We start from the raw sequence: 18,321 nt of genomic DNA on the forward strand, positions 1-18,321 counted from the left end.
CCGAGGGCTAATCTTCTACAACTTGTTTACTCACGGACCAGGGTAACACTCATTAAACCAATCACGACGTCATTAGCCAACGCTTTCAATGTCAGGGCTTTTAACGTTTTTGTCGGATTAAGGGGCAAATCCAGTACCGTGGCCGCCCCGCCTTCGATGGCTCGGGTCGAGAAGCCTTTGATGCTGGTATACTGATCAAACTGGCGCGTTATTAAACCCGTTTTCAAATGCACTCGATAAGGCACCGGTTTCTTCAACTGGAAGGCAAACCCATCCGTGTAATAATCCTGTTCGATGGGCCACCACGTTTCTGGATTCCGCAATGTCAGGACTTCTTCGGTTCCGTCGGTATATGCAACGAGCAACTCGCCATTCGTAAACTGGCTTTGCATGGTATTCGACGAACCCGCCATCAGGAAATACGCGTGCGAAGCCCGACCCGACAGCGGGATGGCTGCCTCCGCCGGATAGTTATCCCATTGTGAAACAAACAAAATATTTGACGACCCAGCAGCGTTCGGCGTTTGCAGCGGCACGCCTGAGGGAAGCTTGATTTCATTCTGCGTACCCGCCAGTCTCCGTAACCCCGAATCATCCAGCACAGCGTCGGTGAGCGGATAACACCAGTTGCCAATCCCCTGTTCCGGCAGTTGCAGCGTTGGCGAAGTCGGGCGCGGCGACACGTAATCGTTCTTAAATAAATTGGTTACGCGGTCGTTAAAGTAATTCGTTATCGCCAGCTTTTCCAGCTTACTGGCGGCTTTGCTGGTAACGTTCCAGTTGATCAGATCGTGCTGCGCCGTTTTACCCTTCGCCCACTCAACGACAACGCGGTTGCTACCGAAGCGAACCTGCTGGGCAGGCACCCGAATTTCCGAGGAGACACCCCGCGCCGGGATCGTCAACGATGTATTGAACGCGTTCTTACCCGTATTGACCGTAACGTGGCCCTGAATCGGTTCGTCGGTATGGTTTTGCACCCGAAATATTAGCTCATTGCCGCTTGGTTCTGTATCAGCCAGTACGGCCACGGCGTCGTCAACCTCAAAAGCCAGCGGTGCCCACCACGTGAAAGCGCCCTGGCGCAATTGCACAAAAGCCGTGCGGTTGCCCCGTTCGCCTGCGACCTGCGCCTGAAGGTTGTTCTTGCCTTTTTTGACGTTTTGGAGCGTTTCCTGCGGGTCAAAAACATCTTCAAGTGTCGCCTTCGGGAAGTTGGCGGTCAGGGATGCGCCTTGAGCGTAGCTATTTTTCAGCACAGGCGTTTGAAGAGCAGTTCCCTCCCACTCAATTTCAATCTCGTATTTTTCTGCCGAACCGGGTTTTATTTCCAAAATCGGCTTACCAATGGCCGAGGGGACGTTCTGCCAACTGACTTTTTCCCCATTAATTGTTACACTCTTCACGCCTTCCGCCTGCGCCTTCACCTGAAAAGTCAGTTGCAACGCCTTTCCGAAGCGGGGAATAATGGTGTAGCGATCCTTTTTTTGCTGTCGCTGGAAGTCAATAGCGACGTCCGTAATATGTAGGGAGGCTTCGTTCCAGGAATCCGGGAAACCCGGCTTAATGGTTAGTTTGCCCTCGGTGGCGTTCGGTATAATTCCGAAAAGTCCTTCCACAACGGTTCGGGAAGCCACGCCAATCGGATCGGCAAAGTCCCGGTACAACTCGCCCCGGTTCGCATCGTAAAACGATAATTGCTGAAAATTTCCGGGACTGCTGCCGACGTACATGCTTTCCACCAGCGCGCTTTTCCAAAGTTTATAAGCTTCCTCAGTCTGACCCGCCTGCCAGTAAGCCAGACTCGTGTGCAGCACCTCCGCCAGCGCGACGTTATTGAGCGACCAGTCGTACGGCATCCAGTTCGTGGTCGAAATGGTGTAATAGCCTTCATCGGCTAAGCCTTTCGCCTGAATGGGAATGCGGGGGATTTCGGTATCCACATACCGCAATGTCTGATAAGCCCGGAACGCATCGGGCACGTCGGAATCGATGGCGTGATAGACCGTCCAAAGCCCCGCCGAGGGATGCAACTGCTTCAAGCCCAGCAAATCCTTGAACTCAGCGTACCAGCCTTTCTTGGGCATCCAAAGCTGGTTATTCAGTGCTTGTAAAATCTTATCGGCTTCTTTTCGGTAGGGTTCGGGGTCTTCACCGATCATCGCTGCCAGCCGAGCCGCCATTTTATTCGCCCGGTAATTGTAAGCGGACGAGTGCGTTACGCCGCCACCACTGTACTGCAACGCGTCACTGGCCCAGATGCAGCAATACGCGTCGTACAACCCATCTCCATCGATGTCAAAATTGCGTTTTTCCCAGTCTAAATGTCGTTTCAGAACCGGCCACATTTCCCGGATAAATTCCACGTCGCCCGTCCAGTTGAAATGCCACAACAGTTCATCGATGTAAACGAGGTTCATGTCATAATGATGCGGACGAAAATCGCCGTTCGGGTTACGGCAGATATAACCGCTGCTAAACACCGCCGTCCCTAATTTTTCGAGATGCCGGGCCATATTCAGCGCCGTATCCGCCACGATTGGACCCACTTCTGGGCTGGTTAACTGCGACTTGGCGTAGGCCCGGAAGTGCGCCCGCGAACGGTCGTGCCAGCCCAGCGGATCTCCCGCGTAAGGTCCGCGCCAGCCGTTGAGCCGCATCCGCCACGCCACCGACCCATGCAGAAATGTAGGCGATTCCCAAATGGCATCGGCGGCAACGCTCAAGGCACCACCCAGCGTATTGATGTACGGGTCCGGCGTTTTCAGTTTCACCTGCCCGGCCAAGGTCTTGCGGGCTTGTTCTGCTTTCTGAAGTAAATCGGGCAAGGCTTCGTAGCTTAGAATCTGGCGCTCGCCGGGAACCTGAATCGCAAAATACAACGGCTCCTGGCTTCGAATCGAGAGACTTCCGGCCAAGGCGAGCGTTTTGGATGAATCTGACAAGGCAAAGGCTTGCGGTGTCTCCTGCCGGCTGGCATCAGCCACGTGCAATTGACTTGACGGAGGCATAACGCCAATCAGACTTTTGCGCTGCCCCGACGCGCTGGCCACCTGGTTGGTGGGTGCTGCGCCAAAGAAGACCCGAAACGAGTTTTTATTCAGTTCATAGTTATTCGTGACGCAATTTTCGGGTTTAAGGTAAAAGCTGGATTCTGGATCTGCCCCAATATCGCCGTCGCGGTTTAGTTTTTTACCCGTTATTCCACCAAAGCCCCAGACGAGTTTTACCGTCTCCGTCGGAACGCCTTCGAAAGCCGCTTTGACCAGCAAACCCTCGGCGTCGGCCATCGCCAGCACCGTCAGATGGAGCTTGCCTTTGCCCAGCATTGCATCCTCAATTTCGTAGAGCATGGAGCCGGGACGGTAGCGAGCCGTTATTTTTTCGGCATCCATCAGCCATTTGCTTCGCCCGCCGGCCGCCAGACCAAAACGAAGCGTACCGCCCACGCCCGGCAAATACAGCGCGAACTCCGGCAAATCACCCGCCTCGGCCCGAAATGCCGTATTGGTTCCGTATAGGGCGCGGTTGAAGCGACGTTTGCCGTTAATGGTAACAAAATCTTCGCCATCAGGGCGGTAATGCAACGTCCTCTCCTGATTGTGCCAGACAGGGCTTGGCTTGGTACTTTGGCTAAATGTTGTTAGGGTAGAAAGTAACAACAGGCTGATGATGGATGTCGTTTTACGCATAAAAAATAGCACCCCGACCCAAGGATCGGGGTGACGTTTATTCCTACAATTCACTAGAAGCAGCTAGCACTGTTAGTAGCCTGCATTCTGTGTATACAATCCAGGTTTTACGTCCAGTTCGGCCTGGGGAATTGGATAAATAATGTAATTTTTCTGGAATGGCTGCATTTTCTTCTGCACGTCCTCGGCGGCAACCCAGGCGTTAATGATGGTTTCAACCTGACCGCTCCGAACCAGATCGTGCCAGCGCAGGCCTTCGCCCGCAAACTCTTTCCGGCGCTCTTCCAGCAGTTGCGCAAACGTAACGTTAGTCAACGGCGTTAAACCAGCCCGAGTTCGCACCTGATTCACGATCGCATCCACTTCAGCCTGGGTTCCCCCCGTAGCGCCGCGCAAGATACACTCTGCTTTTAACATCAGAATATCCGTATAGCGGTATACAATAAAATTGATCGGCCAGTCAACGCGGTTGGGTGGAACTCTGGTTAGATCGACGTATTTTTTGAAAAAAGACTGCGTTTCAGCTACACCGTTGAACACGTAACCGCTCTGGATCGAGAATGCTTTCCGCGTATCGGTAGCGGCGTAAGACCTCAACAGATCGTTCGAAATAGGCCGAATCTGCAAGCCACCCTGAATGGCTTTTCCATTCGCCTGAAACCAGGTATCGGGAGCCAGTAACCACGCGAACGTTGACCCAACCACCGGATTTAAGCCAGTAGCGTACTGGATGTCGAAGACAACTTCAGCATTATTTTCATTGGTATACGAGAAAATATTCGCGTAGCTAGGCAAAAACGAATGACGACCGCTGGCAATGATTTCGTTCAGGAGCGTCAGCGCCTGCGACCATTCGCTCAGGCCAAGCCCTGGTCCTTCGATGTCGTAAGTCGGGCCGGAGCGGGTCATGTGCACGAGGGCCTGCGCCGCTTTGGCCGCCCATTTGGTCGGTCGTCCGCGATCAGCCGCCGCGTAAGTATCTGGCAGGTTAGCCGCTGCAAATTGCAGATCGCTTAAGATTAACGCATAAACGTCTGCTACCGGGCTCCGCGAAATGTTCTGGGCTTCGTTGGCCGTTACGGGTTTATCGATAAGAGGCACCTTCCCAAACCAGCGAACCAGATCAAAGTAGAAGAACGCCCGCAGAAACCGCGCTTCTCCCTGGAGCCGGTTGCGCAATACGGCATCGGTAACGATGGCCCCATTCGTCTGAAGTTGCTCCAGCAGAACGTTCGCCCGGTAAATGCCGTTGTAGTTCGCCGACCAGGCATCCGAAATGTAGGGGTTAGCCGAAATGGTTTTGTGGAAACTGTTGATGCCTTCCCAATCGCGTACGCCTCCCTCCGAAACGGCGTACAGGTTATCTGAACGTGTTTCCGATAAATTTAATTGCCGGTCCGGGTAACCCCGCAAATCGTTATAAATGGCATTCGCTCCCTGAATGAAATCATTCGTTTGCGTGTAAAAAGTCGCTGTTGTTGCCGACGATAACGGTATCTGGTTTAAGTCGTCAGTGCAGGATGCCAGTAAAAGCATCAGTGCGGGTATTAATAGCTTTTTATTTTTCATGGGTAAGGTCTGGTTAGAAGCTGAGATTTAAGCCAAAAATGAGTGACTTCGGCAAGGGCAATCCGCCGTAATCGCCCGGCTCAGGATAAGAAGAACTGCCGCTCAGGTCTGTGTTGGCTGCTTCCGGGTTGAATCCACCGGTGTACTTATCAAACCCGAAATAGTTTTCCGCCGTCACGTAAATTCGCGCTCCCTGAATACCCCGAACTTTGATCAAACTGCCTAAATCGTAGCCTACGGTTATGTTTCTAACGCGAACATAATCAGATGAATACAACCAGTCTGTGTTTTTAATCCGCCCAAACGTTGAATACGCTTTTCCTACGATGCCCTCGCCTGGATTTTCGGGTGACCGCCACCGATCCCGGTAGAAACCAAGTGCATTATCAATTACGCCCTGTCCCGTACGTCCCAACGCCCGACCCAGCAGCGAATAGATCGAACCGCCCGTCTGGCCTTGCACCAGCACATTTAAATCAAACCCTTTGTAACGAACTGAGTTTGTGATTCCCCAGATATAATTGGGGTTTGGATGACCAACAATAACGCGGTCGTTGGCATCAATCACACCGTCTCCATTGGCATCAAAATATTTTGGATCACCAACCGTCTGGGTGCCGTTCAACGCCGCTTTGCTGTCAATGTCCTGCTGGCTGAGGATACCAATCTGACGAACCACATAAATGCTGTTCAACGGATCACCAACGCGCAGGATCGAGTGCGAAATATCAAACGAAGAAGGAATCAGAATCTGCTCCTGACCACCGGCTAGCGCCACCACTTTGTTGGCGTTGTGGCTAAAATTAATCGACGTATTCCACTTCACGGCACCAACCGTGTTGCGGGTACTCAATTCAACTTCCCAACCTGTATTTCGTACGCTTCCGGCATTGCTCAGGTACGAACCAAAACCAGTTGCGCCCGGAATCGGCACGTTTAGCAATAAATCTGTATTAAGTTTATTGTAGTAATCAAACGAAGCACTGATGCGGTTGTTGAGAACCGTTGCGTCGAAACCAACGTCGAATGTCTCCGACTGTTCCCAGCCTAAATCCGGGTTTGTGATCCCATTGGGTGCCTGCCCAACTACCGAGACGCCATTGAAGGTATAATTGCTCGTTCCCAGCGTTGGGATGGTAGAATAGTTACCAATGTTGTAGTTCCCTGATCGCCCCCAGCTAGCCCGGACTTTCAGATCGTTTACAAATGTGACGCTTTTCAGGAATTCTTCTTCCGAAAGTCGCCAGCCCACGGACGCAGAAGGGAAAAGGCCCCATTTGGTATTGGCACCGAAGCGGGATGAACCGTCGCGGCGCAAGCTGGCCGAAAACAGGTATTTGTTATCAAAATTATATTGGACCCGTCCGAAGTAAGAAATTAATACGTTACGGCTCTCCTGCGTATTTCCCGTTAGGCCATTGGCGGCATTCAGCGTTGTAATGGCGTTGCTGCTGAAACCTCCGTTGGAATTCAGCGTGGCCGACTCCTGTTTGTCGCTGTTGTAGGATAACCCACCCAACAAAGACAGATCGTGCTTATCTGCAAAAACCTTTGAGTATGAGAGCGTATTCTCGTTGACGAAAGTGCGTTTGCGGTAGCTATTGAACGACCCCGATGTTAAAACAGTAAGTTGGGCTAAACGCGTTGGCAGGGAACTGGTTACCGAATACGGCGTATAGGATTTTGCCGAATTGTCGGTATTATCCAGGTTAATGGTTGTCTTGAAGAAAAGTCCTTTTGCCAGTTGGTATTCGGCAAACATCGATCCCAGCGTCCGGAAACGCTTGGTCTCGCCAATGACATTCTGCAACTTGCCGATGGGGCTGTTGGCCGACGTGCTCCAGCGATACTGACCATAAAGACCCGTGTTCGGGTAAAGGCCCATCGTATCCTCCTGCACCGGCGAATAGCTCACCATCTGGTGCAGAATATTGTCTTTTCCTTCAATACCGGGATCGTTGTTAATGGAATAGGTCGGTGCAATGTTTAAGCCTAATTTCAGGTTCTTGCTTGCCGATACTTCCACGTTTGCCCGCGCCGAATAGGCTGTATAGTCTGTGTTGATGACCATGCCCTCCTGGCGGACGTAGTTTCCCGATACGTAATACTTCACAAAATCATTGCCCCCGCTCGCCGAAATCTGGTGGTTTTGCACCAATCCTTTCCGAAACGCTTCGTCCTGCCAGTCGATAAACCGCAAGCCTGGATGACCCGGTTGCGTCCAGCGATCGTCGGTCATGTAGGTTGTATTGACCTGCCCCGCCGGTAAGCCTAAAATAGTGCGGCGTTGTTCGTTGGTTTGTACAGCTGTGCGCCCCGGTGCCGAAGCGACCCACTGGGCGTTGATCATTTCGGTAGCCCGGTCAATCCACTCTTCCGCGTTTAGCATGTCGAGTTTACGGGTACGCTCCATAAAACCGGCGTAGGTATTGAGCGTAATCTGGGCTTTCCCCGAACGTCCCCGCTTGGTTGTAATCAGCACCACCCCGTTAGAAGCCCGCGAACCATAAATAGCGGCGGCAGCGGCATCTTTCAGGACCTGTACCGACTCAATATCATTGGGGTTCATGTTGTCCAGCGGATTACCGGAACCAAAATTTCCGGACCCGTTCGGCGCTGCCGTGGCGAGCGGAAACCCGTCAATAACATACAAAGGTTCGTTTCCCGCCGTGATGGAACCCGAACCCCGCACCTGCACACTAAAGCCTTTTCCAAGCCCTCCGCTGGTTTGCTTTACCTGCACCCCGGCCAATTGGCCAACCAGCGCCTGGTCGACCCGAAGCAGCGGACGCTGGTCGATGTTTTTGGCGTCGAAGGAAGCAACAGCGCCGGTGATGTCTGCTTTTTTGGCGGTTCCGTAGCCGATCACGACTACTTCGTCCAACGACCGGTTATCCAAATCTAATTTGACCGATATAACCGATTGACCACCGATGGGTACTTCTTTGGACAGGTAGCCGATGAACGAGAAAACGAGCGTCCCGGTCTTGTCGGCTCCGTTCAGCGTGTATTCTCCATTGGCGTTGGTGACGGCCCCGTTGCTGGTTCCTTTCACAACGACATTGACGCCAGGAAGTCCTTCGTTATTCTCCGAGGCAGTCACCACACCGGATATCGTCTGCCCAAGTGCTCCCTGGACAAGCAAAAGCGCACTCAAAAAAAGTGCGGCTTTGACAGTTTGTATTAAGCTAGACATAAGGGAAATGTTAAGTGCAAATGGGTTATTGTTCAACTCCGACTATCGGAATAATCCAAAATCAACCCAAATTTGATCTAAAAAATCAACTTAACATTCCCGCACCGTCCTGCCATTACTATTTTTTTGAGTATTTTTTGTAATTTATAAATCAGGCTAACCGAAGCGCGGTTATTGCTCCTTATAATCCAGTACCATGCAATTTGTACAAGCCCAGGGGCCGGTTTCCCCGTAGAAATCCAGGGTTGCCGCACCATCACCGGTGTACGTTCCGTTGCGATTTCGCACTTTTACCTTTTGGCCAGTGGGCTTATGCACGGCTGTGATCTTATACCGTCCGATAGGCACATCCGGTATTGAGCCGTAATGCTCGGTATGCGGATCCCCCGTCCGAAGAGTGAGTATTTTTCCGGTAGAGCCGTCAATCAGCTCGCCAACAGGTGTAAACGTAAACTCAAGATTTTCTACGTCATAAAGCTGGCTTTCAATATCCTTATTCACGGAGACTGATCCCCCGTAAAAAAGACCCGGATTATCGGGTTGCTCGCCCGACAGGTTCCACTGAAAATTACGCACGGCCCCGTCGGCTCCGGCATACCCATCGATGTTGTCCGGCGTTAAGCTCAAGCGGTAACTTTTGCCATTATACGTACGGCGTATTTCCGCAAGGGCTTTCCACGTGCTGCCTGAGGTTTTAATTCGGTAAGTCCCGTTTTTATCAGTTGTTCCTACTAGATTCGAATTGTACAAAAGGGTATTATCCAGAATAATCGATACCCCTTCCAACGGATTTCCCCTGGCGTCAACCGCTTTTCCAACGGTATAGCCGGGGGTTAGTTTGCCACCATTAGCGTCATCGGGTTCCGGTCCGCCCCCATTTTTGGAACAGCCTCCACTCGCCAGCAGGCTGGCGAGTGAAATGCCAATCAAGACGTTGGTGGCTGCGATTCTTAACTCTCTGTTCAAGTTCATCGTATTTGTTGTTCAATTATTCATTTTTACTCGGCCTTCATGTTGCCCTGTGCATTCGCTTCGAACGAATTAGCCGTTGCGATGTCTTTGTTGACCTTTTCTTTCGCGTAGAAGTCCAGAAAAATTCCGTAGCCTCCGCTGCCGGTTATGGTGCAGTTTTTAATGGTGGCCACGGCGTTGGTTCCGTTCACACCCACATTGGCCTTCTGTCCCGAAACCATCGTTATACTTCCGCCATTGCTGATGGTAACGTGGTCGAGAACGTTTTGCGGACTGGGCGTAAAGCTAAAATTCAGGCCGCGCCAGAAACCAGCTTGGGCTTCAGCTCCGGTCAATGTAATCCGTTTGTCAGCGGTTCCAACGGCGTTCAGATAGCCTTTTCCTTCAATCCGAAATACAACGTCCCGCCCCATTTGCAGTGTCACGCCCGGACTCAGTTTGAGGCCCCGGTGTACAGACAAATCGCTGGTGATTCGGTAAGGCGTTTTGTCGGCAAAACCTGCCCAAACGTCTTCGGTAGCGCTTTCGCTCAGACTGGACTTGGTTATTTCGACCACATTGCGTCCGTTCTCGCTCGAAAAAACAGAGGCAGCATCCAGCTTTTTCACGTTCTCCGCCGATACGTAAACGCCCGCCTCGGTGTTTTTGCTGAATGTATTGGTGGCAAATGCATTTAATGAAGCGCCATCGAACACGTGCAGCCCGTAGCCATCGGAAAGGCTGATCAGGCTGTTTTTCAGCGAACTCTGGGCTTTGCCGAGCAAGGCTAATCCGGCTTTTACGGTACTGTAGGTAGCACGGCTTCCGGCGTTCAAAATTTCAACCTGGTCTAACTCGTTGGCGTTGCTTTCCGACGAAATAACAATCCCTTGCCAAAACCCTTTTGTCGGTTCCGCCCCCACGAAACGAATCTTTTTAGCGGCCTCTCCCCGGGCAATCAAAACCCCGCCGCCCGAACTCACATCAAAGCGGGTATCGCGGGCAAAAGCAATGGTTACTCCCGGCTTAATGGTCAGTTCTGACTTAACCAGCACACTCTTATCTACTATATAATCAGGCAGTGTAGGATTGGAAACCCGATCCTCCAGAATGGTTTTCGTTGTGATTTGCTCGCTCAAGGCAAGCGGCAGAATAGCCGGCTCATCGGGTGTGGGGTCATTCTCTTTTTTACAACTAGAAGCAAACAGGGTGGTGGCCGCGAAGATCAAGAGTAATTTGTTGTTATTCATACGATAGGATATAGTTACTTAATACAGCGAAACTATGCCTCCCACCTCGCTGAACGAAGCTTGTTTATGCGAACCGACAGGGCCATTATCTAAACGGCTTACCCTAATCTCTAAAAAATCGAACGGTGGATCCAGCTGACGCGGCTTTTGCTTCAGGAAATCATCAGTTAGGACACAAATAGATCGGTCCATCCAAGCAACGGTATTTGACGATTCAGTAGATTCGGTTTCAGGATCGCCTGCAAATGGAGCTTGATATTTCGCAAACGGCAGAAAATTGTCAGGTTCTGCGGTTAATTTTGTAACTGCTCGTTGAGAGCGCGATCACCCACGGTATTGTCAAACTGCCGAAAGGTGCTCTTATTCGCTTTGCCGCCCGGCAATGGCACCCCTGTTGCCTGAACTGCCCTGTAATTGCCACCTTACAACAACAAAATACGATGATGGTTTACCGTTCACTTATCATTGACGATGAAATTCTGGCCCGACAGGCCATCCGTACGCTTTTACAGCACGAATCGGCCATTCAGGTTGTTGACGAAGCAGCCAATGGGTCGGAGGCCGTGCTGAAGATTCTCCAGCACAAACCCGACCTGATTTTTCTAGACATTCAAATGCCTGAAATGGATGGTTTTGAGGTTATGAAGGAAATCTGGGCGTATCATCAGCCGATTGTGGTTTTTACCACCGCTTATGACCAGTATGCCCTCCGCGCTTTCGAAGTCAACGCCATTGATTACCTGCTAAAACCCTTCAACGAAGTGCGCTTTTTTCAGGCGCTTAACCGCGTTCAGGAACGGTTGAACCAGCAGCGGCCTCAACCGCACGTGGAAGCGCTGATGGGGCAGTTACTGCGCGCCGAAGTTTCCGTGCCGGGAGATGCTTACCTACGCCGCATTCTTGTTAAAGAGACCGGACGAATGTGCCTCGTTAATACCGAAGATATTCAATATCTCGATGCCGATGGCAATTACATAACGCTGCATACGGCTCATAAACAACACCTTATCTACGATAGCCTGACCAATCTGGAGGCCAAGCTAAATCCAACGGATTTTGTCCGCATTCACCGCTCGCACATCATTAATCTGAATTACATCTCCGAAATTGAAACGCACTTTAACGGAGAGTACATCGTCCGGATGACTTCTGGCCAGCAACTGAAATGGACCCGCAACTACCGGGATAACATCAAAGCCTTTTACGCCCGGACAACCTAGCGCTTACTCCATGTGAAAGACTCGTTCCAGCGAACTGCTTACCGGCGAGTTATCTGGATTTGTTTCCATCAAGTCAGCCATGTAGGCCCACCATTTTTTCATGATGGGTAAGTTGGGGAGCCCATCCGCCGTGTGATCGTCCAGCCGCTTTTGAATGCCAAAAAGGGTACCGCTGGCTCGGTCCAGAAAAATAGAATAATCGCGTATACCGGCCTGCGTCAGCGCCTGGGACAATTCCGGCCAGATTTCGTCGTGCCGCCGCTGGTATTCCGCTTCGACACCCGGTTTCAGTTTCATCGTAAAAGCAATTTCCTGCATCATTATTAGGGGTTTGATTTAATGAGTAAAAGAGGCAATGAGCGAATGAGCGAGTATCTAACCGATTTTCAGCCCATTAATTTAGACGATCTGTAAGCTCAATTCGTCGAAGGTCAGCTAGTTATTCACTCATTCGCTCAATCATTCATTCGCTCATTCAAAAACGCACAGGGACGAAATATGGTCTTTGCTCCCGTCGGTCACCCAGGCGTCCAGTTGGGCCGGATCTTTCATTTGCTGACCCCGCACGCGTGGAACCACAATGTAACCCGTTTTAACGTCGGTTAGCGCCGACATATCGCTCCATAATTTTTCAATCTGGGCAACCGGATAAATGTCTTCCTGCCCGTGTCCCCAGCGGTATTTTACATCCTTGATGGTCACGTAGGTCGGAATCCGGTGGGCCACGCTCCGCACCGCTTTCGCCAGTTGTGCCTCATCACCCGCTTGCAGGTCCTGCCGGGTTAGCCCGAACAGATTCAGTAGCGGATCGATCTGTATCCAGGTGGTCATGGTGTTGTAATAGCTCAGCGCCAGCTCATCTTCTTCACGCGGTTGGGCCAGCCCTTCCAGTAAGCGCAGATGCCCATTCACGCGGGCCAATCCTCCCCCACGATCTTCGATGCGGCGGGGCACGACTTCAAACGTCAGCACGTTGCCCGATGCGAGGTGATGCCCCAGCGCAGCCGGATCTATGTCGGCCCCCAACGTATCAATGTTGTGGAGCATGATCGTTTCCAGTTGTGGCTGTTCGGCCAGCATGGTCGCCAGCGTTCCGTTGCGCAACAGGTTCGATACTTCGTACCAGTGACCCAGCGGCGAGAAGCGCTGAGCGGCAATATTGTCCACATAATCAGAACCTTCGCCCTTGCCTTTTGCCCAGCCAATCATCGTCTGGCGGACGGCATCGCGCACTTTCTGCTTGTTTTCGTCGAGGGTTTCCTGCGGCATTTCCTCCCACATGAAGCGTAAATCGCGTTCCATCGGTACGAAACGTTGACCAATTGAGCGGCCCGGCGACAGATACGTAGCGCCCGAATACCCGAAGTTGCCGGTTTTTTCCAGCGTTTGCCGAATAGGTTCGTGCGTCAGATAGCTGGTTGCAATCAGGTGCGGAAGCATCGTGTTATACTGCTCAGCTACCTTGCGCGTTTTGGCTAAGTGGATTTCCAGGAAACTCCGGTGAACGCCGTTAATCTCAACAAATGGATTGAGCGCCTTGATGACCCCCGCTCCTTTGGTCCAGCGACTTCCGACACCCGCCGCCAGACTCATCACAGCCACTTTTCCGCCCCGAATGGCTGCCTCGCCGGTTTGAACCGAAGCCGTTAGTTCTTCAAGTTGGACCGTATCGCCGGGGCGCACATCATCGATGGCCGTTTCGGCAGACAGGCGGTTCCGCGAAAGCCCAATCCGCCCTTTCTGCAAATCTTCCCGAATTTCTTCGTGCTGAATAAAGTCGAAACCATTTTCTTTTTTGATCCGGTACGCCTTTTCGTCTTCCGCGCTCCGGTTGCCCTGCGAGCTTGGATCCGACACGTTGAAGAGGTTGCTGACGATGGTTCGGAGCAAGGGATAAGCCTGGTTGTTCCGTTCGCAGTAGGTCGTAAAAAAGTCGATTTCGGCCCGCCGGATATACGAGATCGTGGTTGGATCTTTGCGCACCAGTTCCGACACGTGAATGCCGTAATACGACTCCGGCATCAGGGCGTCGTTGCCCTGGTGCAGCGTTGCCCAGGTTCCCCGCTGGTTGATGCTCCAATTGTAAACCACCGGCTCCATCGCAAACGGCAGCGAAGCCGATAACTCTTGCTTGGTTTCCCGCAGAATATCCAGTACCGCTTCCTTATGCGCTTCGTAGCGTTCCGGGTTCACGAACATGCCCATCCCGCCGCCGGACATGCCGCCCAGCATCAGGAAGCCGTAATAGTCGTCACCGAAGCGCTTTTTAGCTTTGGCGATAATCTGCTCCGTAAAATAAGTCGACGCCCAGGGAATGATCGTTTTGATGGGTCCGCCCCAGTTGTTGGCCGTGTTGGTTCCCAGCTTTTGAATATCGCCTTCCTTGATGGCCGCCAGAATGTTGTCGAAAATCTGGTTGGTTTGCTGCCGTGCAGCCCACTCTTTCCCGCCCCGGAGCAGGTATTTTTCCGTCACCATTTCCAGAATCGGCCCGACGTTCGATGCCATCCCGCCGTGCATCAGCACCAGCGAGTTCATGATTTTTTCGCCCATTTGCGGGTCGATAGCCTCGCCCTGCAAAACGCGGTGACGCGGCAACAGCGTTCCCCGGCTAATGCCCCATTCGGGATCGCCTTCCTGGGCAAACGTGCCCTGAATGGCTTTGATGCTTGGCCAGACCCCGCCCGAATCCTGCCAGCCACCGCCGGAGCCGCCAATCCATTCGCCCAGAATCGCCCGTGATGCAACCAGACGCCGCTCGGTTTCATCCAGACCGCCTTCCAGATTTTTGGTTTGTCCGGTTGCCCGCATGAGCAAACTGATGATTGAGCCCAGCAAATTCGTCGATACGGCAAATCGGGAGCCTTTGGGAATATCGTTTACGCGCGTTACCAGCTCGATCCCCATGCCCGGCGCCACAATCCGCGACAGAATATCGGTCAGGGGCTGATTTGTTCCTTCGAATGAAGGCGGAATGAGGCCCGAAGCGATGATACCAGCCTTAACCAGACTGAGATAATCGTTCCCGAAATTGAACAGATCCGCCAGATCGTGAATGTCTTTCGTAGTGTTCAGGTCGATGCTGGTGATGCGCAAAACTGGATCGGGAATGACCCGCACGTAGCTATGCAACGGGGGCCGAATGTCTTTATCCCGACCAAAAACGCCCAGATCAATCGATAAGTTGATGACCCGCGCCCCTTCCGGATAATCCATTCCCAAGAAGAAAATATCCGACCAGCCGCTGTGCGTGAGGTCCATCCGAACGGACGTATTTTCGTGCAGAATCGGGTAAAAAAGCGAATTAGAAGGCCGTTCCAGCAGCTTCGGATGGATGCGAATCGGGTGCTCCTCGCGGTGCCCAACCCGAAACATCCACTGATTTCCCTTGCTCGACCGCACGCTTTTGCGCACCTGATCGGCCAGAATCTGGAAAGACAGGTGATGATAACTCTCGGCCAGGGCGCTGTACAAGGAAGCATTAGGCCCGTTTTTATCCAATTCCTGCAAGAACGTGCTGATGGCCTGTTCAAAGCGACGCGCCAGCAAATCTTCGAAACCCGCATACGGTACTTTTCCCGTCGATGGTGTATCCTTCGCCTCCATCAGGAAAAAGCGAAAGCCCGCATACAGGAACAGAATAGCCCGTACTTTGTCGTATAAATTAGGGGTCGATTTCCGAAAGCCGTCCAGTTCGCGCAGGCCCGTCAGCAGTTCTCGCGACGACAGGCGCTGGCTGAGGTCAAAAAAAGATCGGTTGCGTTTTTCCGGGTCTGTTGAGGTAATTGTCTCTATAAAAATGTTCATCGGCTACGAATTTCGGCTATTGGCTTCTGCTAATAATTCAACCAGGGTAGACAGGGTCTCACCGTGGGCATCACCCGCCAGCCCCAGCGCAATCTGGGCACGCAGCAAGCCGTGTTTCCGGCTTAGGTCGTAGCGGCGGCCTTTCACTTCCAGCGCCAGGTATTTTTCCGTATCGGCCAATTCCTGCAAGGCAGGGGTCAGCAGCGTCGGTGCCCCTTTTTCGGCGATGTGCTTTTCCAGAATAGCGAAAACCGAAGGCGTAAAAACGTGCATTCCGAAGAAACAGAGGTAATAACCAATCCGCAGACCCGGCGTTTGCAGTTCCAGTTCGGCCACACTCAGAGACGGTTTTTCAATCAATTTTTCGATCTGGTAGACACCCGACCGACTCGGCAACTGCTTGCCCGTCAGCGTCCCGTATCGACCAATCTGATGCTCAATGGTCGGATTAACCGCCGACACCGAACATTCTTCCTGCGAAGCCAGCTCAATGAGTTGGGCAGCACAACGCTTCTGGCTCAATTCCGAGATGTAGAGGTAATCACCCAGCAGCAGCAGAAACGGCTCATCATTAACAAACTCCTTGGCGCAGTAAACCGCGTGCCCGTAGCCCAGCGGTTCTTTTTGTTCTACAAACTGAGTCCGGCTTAGAAACTGATCAATTTTCTCCGCTTCGTTTTTGGCCCATTCGACGCCTTTAAACGAGTTGACCAGATTATCCCGCAGCGAGGCAAAGGCTTTGCTATACCGCTCTTCGTCACCGGGGGCGCAAACCACGCAGATTTCTTCAATGCCGCTGGAAAAAGCTTCTTCAACAATAATCTGGAGTACTGGCTTATATAATCCATCAACATCGATGGCCGGCAACATGGCTTTTTGAATCGTATCGGCAACTGGATACAACCGCTCTCCCCGGGCGGCAGCGGTAATGACAGCTTTCTTGATTTTCATTCGTTAGGTTGGCTATGCGGGAAATTAATCATTGGACAAAACAAGTCCTAAATCGGATTGATAATGCGCTGTATTTTCTTGGAATCTTAATTTTTACCCTCAGTAATCAGCCGCCATTGATCGGTACGGAAAGGACTTGCGGGCAAACCGGCCCCATTAAACAAGTTCGGATCAGGCACATACCGCCAGGCAAAGCGAACGGCAACGGGCTTGGCTACCTGATTGCTCCAAACAACAATCTGCTTTCCATCAATGGTCGCCTGGGCAGGCACAAACACGCTGTCAGCTCCGGCAATGGTAAACTCGCGCAACGTGCCGTCTTTAGCGACCAGCCCTTTATCGACATGGTCAAATTGCAGACGGATTTTGTTGCCCTCCGTTTTCATGGAGCGGTAAATTGGTCCCGAATAAGGCAGCTTTTTCTGGCCGTACTGCTTTGCCAGTGCCCAACGGGCTAGCCGCTCACCCACGACCTCTTTGTTGCGCGGGTGAATGTCCAGCGAATCGCCCCAATCGGTCGTTACGGCCATGCCGGTGTTGGATACCGTTTGCATCGTCACCAACTGCGACTCCCGAATTTCGGGATTTTGAGAACGGTGAGGGGCAATCTGCACGAAATAAAACGGCAATAACGGCTGGTTCCAGACTGTCCGCCAGTTATCAATCATCATTGGGAATAATCTTCGGTATTGGTAGGCCCGGTCGGCGTTGGACTCCCCCTGGTACCAGATGACGCCTTTCAGCGTATAAGGCGCCAGCGGGTGAATCATGGCATTGTAGAGTTTATAGGGCGATTTATTGCTGTTGACACCGATGGGTTCGCGCGGGGCCGAGCGGGTTAGTTTTGGATTTTCGGCGCGTTCTTTCTGGTAAATGGCTACTTGCTCTTTGTAAGCTGCGTAGTCCTTTTCGTAGGTGGTCAGGCCCTGTTCATAACGTCTCAGGATCGGCAGAAAGCTGGAATAGGACTCCAACACCTCCCGTTGCGTCCAGGATTCGGCGGGCGTTCCACCCCAGGACGAATTGATCAGCCCGATGGGGAAACCCGTTTTTTCGTACACATCCCGCGCAAAAAAATAAGCCACCGCCGAGAAGTCGCCGACCGTCTGCGGACTGCACTCGATCCAGGCTCCTTTGACGTTTTTTTGAGGTGTTTCGGCCACTTTACGCTCCACCGTGAACATCCGAATACCGGGATAATTCGCTTTCGGAATCGCTTCATCCGCGTTGGTCACTCCCGTTTCCCAGCTTGATTTCCCTTTGGCTACGGGGAAATGCATGTTCGACTGGCCCGAACAGAGCCAGACTTCGCCCAAAAGCACGTTGTTTACCTCAATCGAATTGTCACCCGAGAAAGTTAATTTGTAGGGGCCGCCCGCCTTGCCAGTTGGAATGCGAACCAGCCAGTTCCCCTGCTGATCCGCCTCAGTTTTGACCGACGAGCGCAGCCAGCTAGCTTTCACCTTGACGGTTTCGCCGGGTCGGGCCCAGCCCCATAATGCCACATCGGTTTTCTGTTGCAGCACCATGTTATCGGTAATCAGAGTGGGTAAGGAAATGTCGGCTTTGGCGGCAGCAACGACCAGCCAGAGGCAAAGAATTTTAGAGAAACGGTTTAGGATGGTCATAACGAGAATAGCTTTTAACAGACACAAAGGTCGCTGGATTTACGAATTAGAAAACAT

Annotated in this window: 10 protein-coding genes; 1 reads left to right on the top strand and 9 read right to left on the bottom strand. The window is 52.1% G+C overall.

Features of this window, described 5'->3' with window-relative positions; genetic code table 11:
* Nucleotides 1–26: 26 nt before the first annotated feature.
* From L0Y31_RS19945 to L0Y31_RS19965, 5 genes are all read right to left on the bottom strand, one after another.
* On the bottom strand, nt 27–3,692 hold the full coding sequence (locus L0Y31_RS19945) for a DUF4450 domain-containing protein (RefSeq protein ID WP_234734846.1): 3,666 nt from the start codon (nt 3,690–3,692) through the stop codon (nt 27–29).
* 72 nt (nt 3,693–3,764) lie between these two features.
* Entirely contained in the window at nt 3,765–5,261 is a 1,497-nt protein-coding gene (locus tag L0Y31_RS19950; protein WP_234734847.1) for a RagB/SusD family nutrient uptake outer membrane protein, read from the bottom strand.
* A gap of 13 nt (nt 5,262–5,274) precedes the next feature.
* Nucleotides 5,275–8,457, bottom strand: coding sequence for a SusC/RagA family TonB-linked outer membrane protein (locus tag L0Y31_RS19955; protein ID WP_234734848.1), 3,183 nt, complete (start codon nt 8,455–8,457; stop codon nt 5,275–5,277).
* A 171-nt stretch (nt 8,458–8,628) separates the two neighbouring features.
* Nucleotides 8,629–9,429, bottom strand: a complete 801-nt coding sequence (locus L0Y31_RS19960) for a carboxypeptidase regulatory-like domain-containing protein (RefSeq protein WP_234734849.1) — start codon at nt 9,427–9,429, stop codon at nt 8,629–8,631.
* A gap of 26 nt (nt 9,430–9,455) precedes the next feature.
* Nucleotides 9,456–10,658: a hypothetical protein gene (locus tag L0Y31_RS19965; protein ID WP_234734850.1), complete on the bottom strand. Its 1,203-nt coding sequence runs from the start codon at nt 10,656–10,658 to the stop codon at nt 9,456–9,458.
* A gap of 440 nt (nt 10,659–11,098) precedes the next feature.
* Between L0Y31_RS19965 and L0Y31_RS19970 the strand changes: the two genes are divergently transcribed.
* Entirely contained in the window at nt 11,099–11,878 is a 780-nt protein-coding gene (locus L0Y31_RS19970; RefSeq protein ID WP_234734851.1) for a LytR/AlgR family response regulator transcription factor, read from the top strand.
* A 3-nt stretch (nt 11,879–11,881) separates the two neighbouring features.
* Here the strand turns inward: L0Y31_RS19970 and rhaM are convergent, their stop codons facing one another.
* From rhaM to L0Y31_RS19990, 4 genes are all read right to left on the bottom strand, one after another.
* Nucleotides 11,882–12,196, bottom strand: a complete 315-nt coding sequence (gene rhaM, locus L0Y31_RS19975) for an L-rhamnose mutarotase (protein ID WP_234737210.1) — start codon at nt 12,194–12,196, stop codon at nt 11,882–11,884.
* Nucleotides 12,197–12,349: 153 nt separating this feature from the next.
* Nucleotides 12,350–15,685 (bottom strand): UTP--glucose-1-phosphate uridylyltransferase, encoded by a 3,336-nt coding sequence (locus L0Y31_RS19980; protein ID WP_234734852.1) that lies wholly within the window; start codon nt 15,683–15,685, stop codon nt 12,350–12,352.
* A 3-nt stretch (nt 15,686–15,688) separates the two neighbouring features.
* Nucleotides 15,689–16,636, bottom strand: coding sequence for a UTP--glucose-1-phosphate uridylyltransferase (locus L0Y31_RS19985; protein WP_234734853.1), 948 nt, complete (start codon nt 16,634–16,636; stop codon nt 15,689–15,691).
* 86 nt (nt 16,637–16,722) lie between these two features.
* Nucleotides 16,723–18,264 carry a sialate O-acetylesterase gene (locus tag L0Y31_RS19990; RefSeq protein ID WP_234734854.1) on the bottom strand — a complete coding sequence of 514 codons (1,542 nt, stop codon included), beginning with the start codon at nt 18,262–18,264 and terminating at the stop codon, nt 16,723–16,725.
* Nucleotides 18,265–18,321 lie beyond the last annotated feature (57 nt).

Origin of the sequence: Tellurirhabdus bombi, assembly GCF_021484805.1 — a bacterium.
Classification (GTDB): Bacteria; Bacteroidota; Bacteroidia; order Cytophagales; family Spirosomataceae; genus Tellurirhabdus; species Tellurirhabdus bombi.

Coding starts and splice junctions, on each gene's coding strand:
- L0Y31_RS19945 (WP_234734846.1), bottom strand. CDS start 3,692: ATGCGTAAAACGACATCCATCATCAGCCTGTTGTTACTTTCTACCCTA.
- L0Y31_RS19950 (WP_234734847.1), bottom strand. CDS start 5,261: ATGAAAAATAAAAAGCTATTAATACCCGCACTGATGCTTTTACTGGCA.
- L0Y31_RS19955 (WP_234734848.1), bottom strand. CDS start 8,457: ATGTCTAGCTTAATACAAACTGTCAAAGCCGCACTTTTTTTGAGTGCG.
- L0Y31_RS19960 (WP_234734849.1), bottom strand. CDS start 9,429: ATGAACTTGAACAGAGAGTTAAGAATCGCAGCCACCAACGTCTTGATT.
- L0Y31_RS19965 (WP_234734850.1), bottom strand. CDS start 10,658: ATGAATAACAACAAATTACTCTTGATCTTCGCGGCCACCACCCTGTTT.
- L0Y31_RS19970 (WP_234734851.1), top strand. CDS start 11,099: ATGATGGTTTACCGTTCACTTATCATTGACGATGAAATTCTGGCCCGA.
- rhaM (WP_234737210.1), bottom strand. CDS start 12,196: ATGCAGGAAATTGCTTTTACGATGAAACTGAAACCGGGTGTCGAAGCG.
- L0Y31_RS19980 (WP_234734852.1), bottom strand. CDS start 15,685: ATGAACATTTTTATAGAGACAATTACCTCAACAGACCCGGAAAAACGC.
- L0Y31_RS19985 (WP_234734853.1), bottom strand. CDS start 16,636: ATGAAAATCAAGAAAGCTGTCATTACCGCTGCCGCCCGGGGAGAGCGG.
- L0Y31_RS19990 (WP_234734854.1), bottom strand. CDS start 18,264: ATGACCATCCTAAACCGTTTCTCTAAAATTCTTTGCCTCTGGCTGGTC.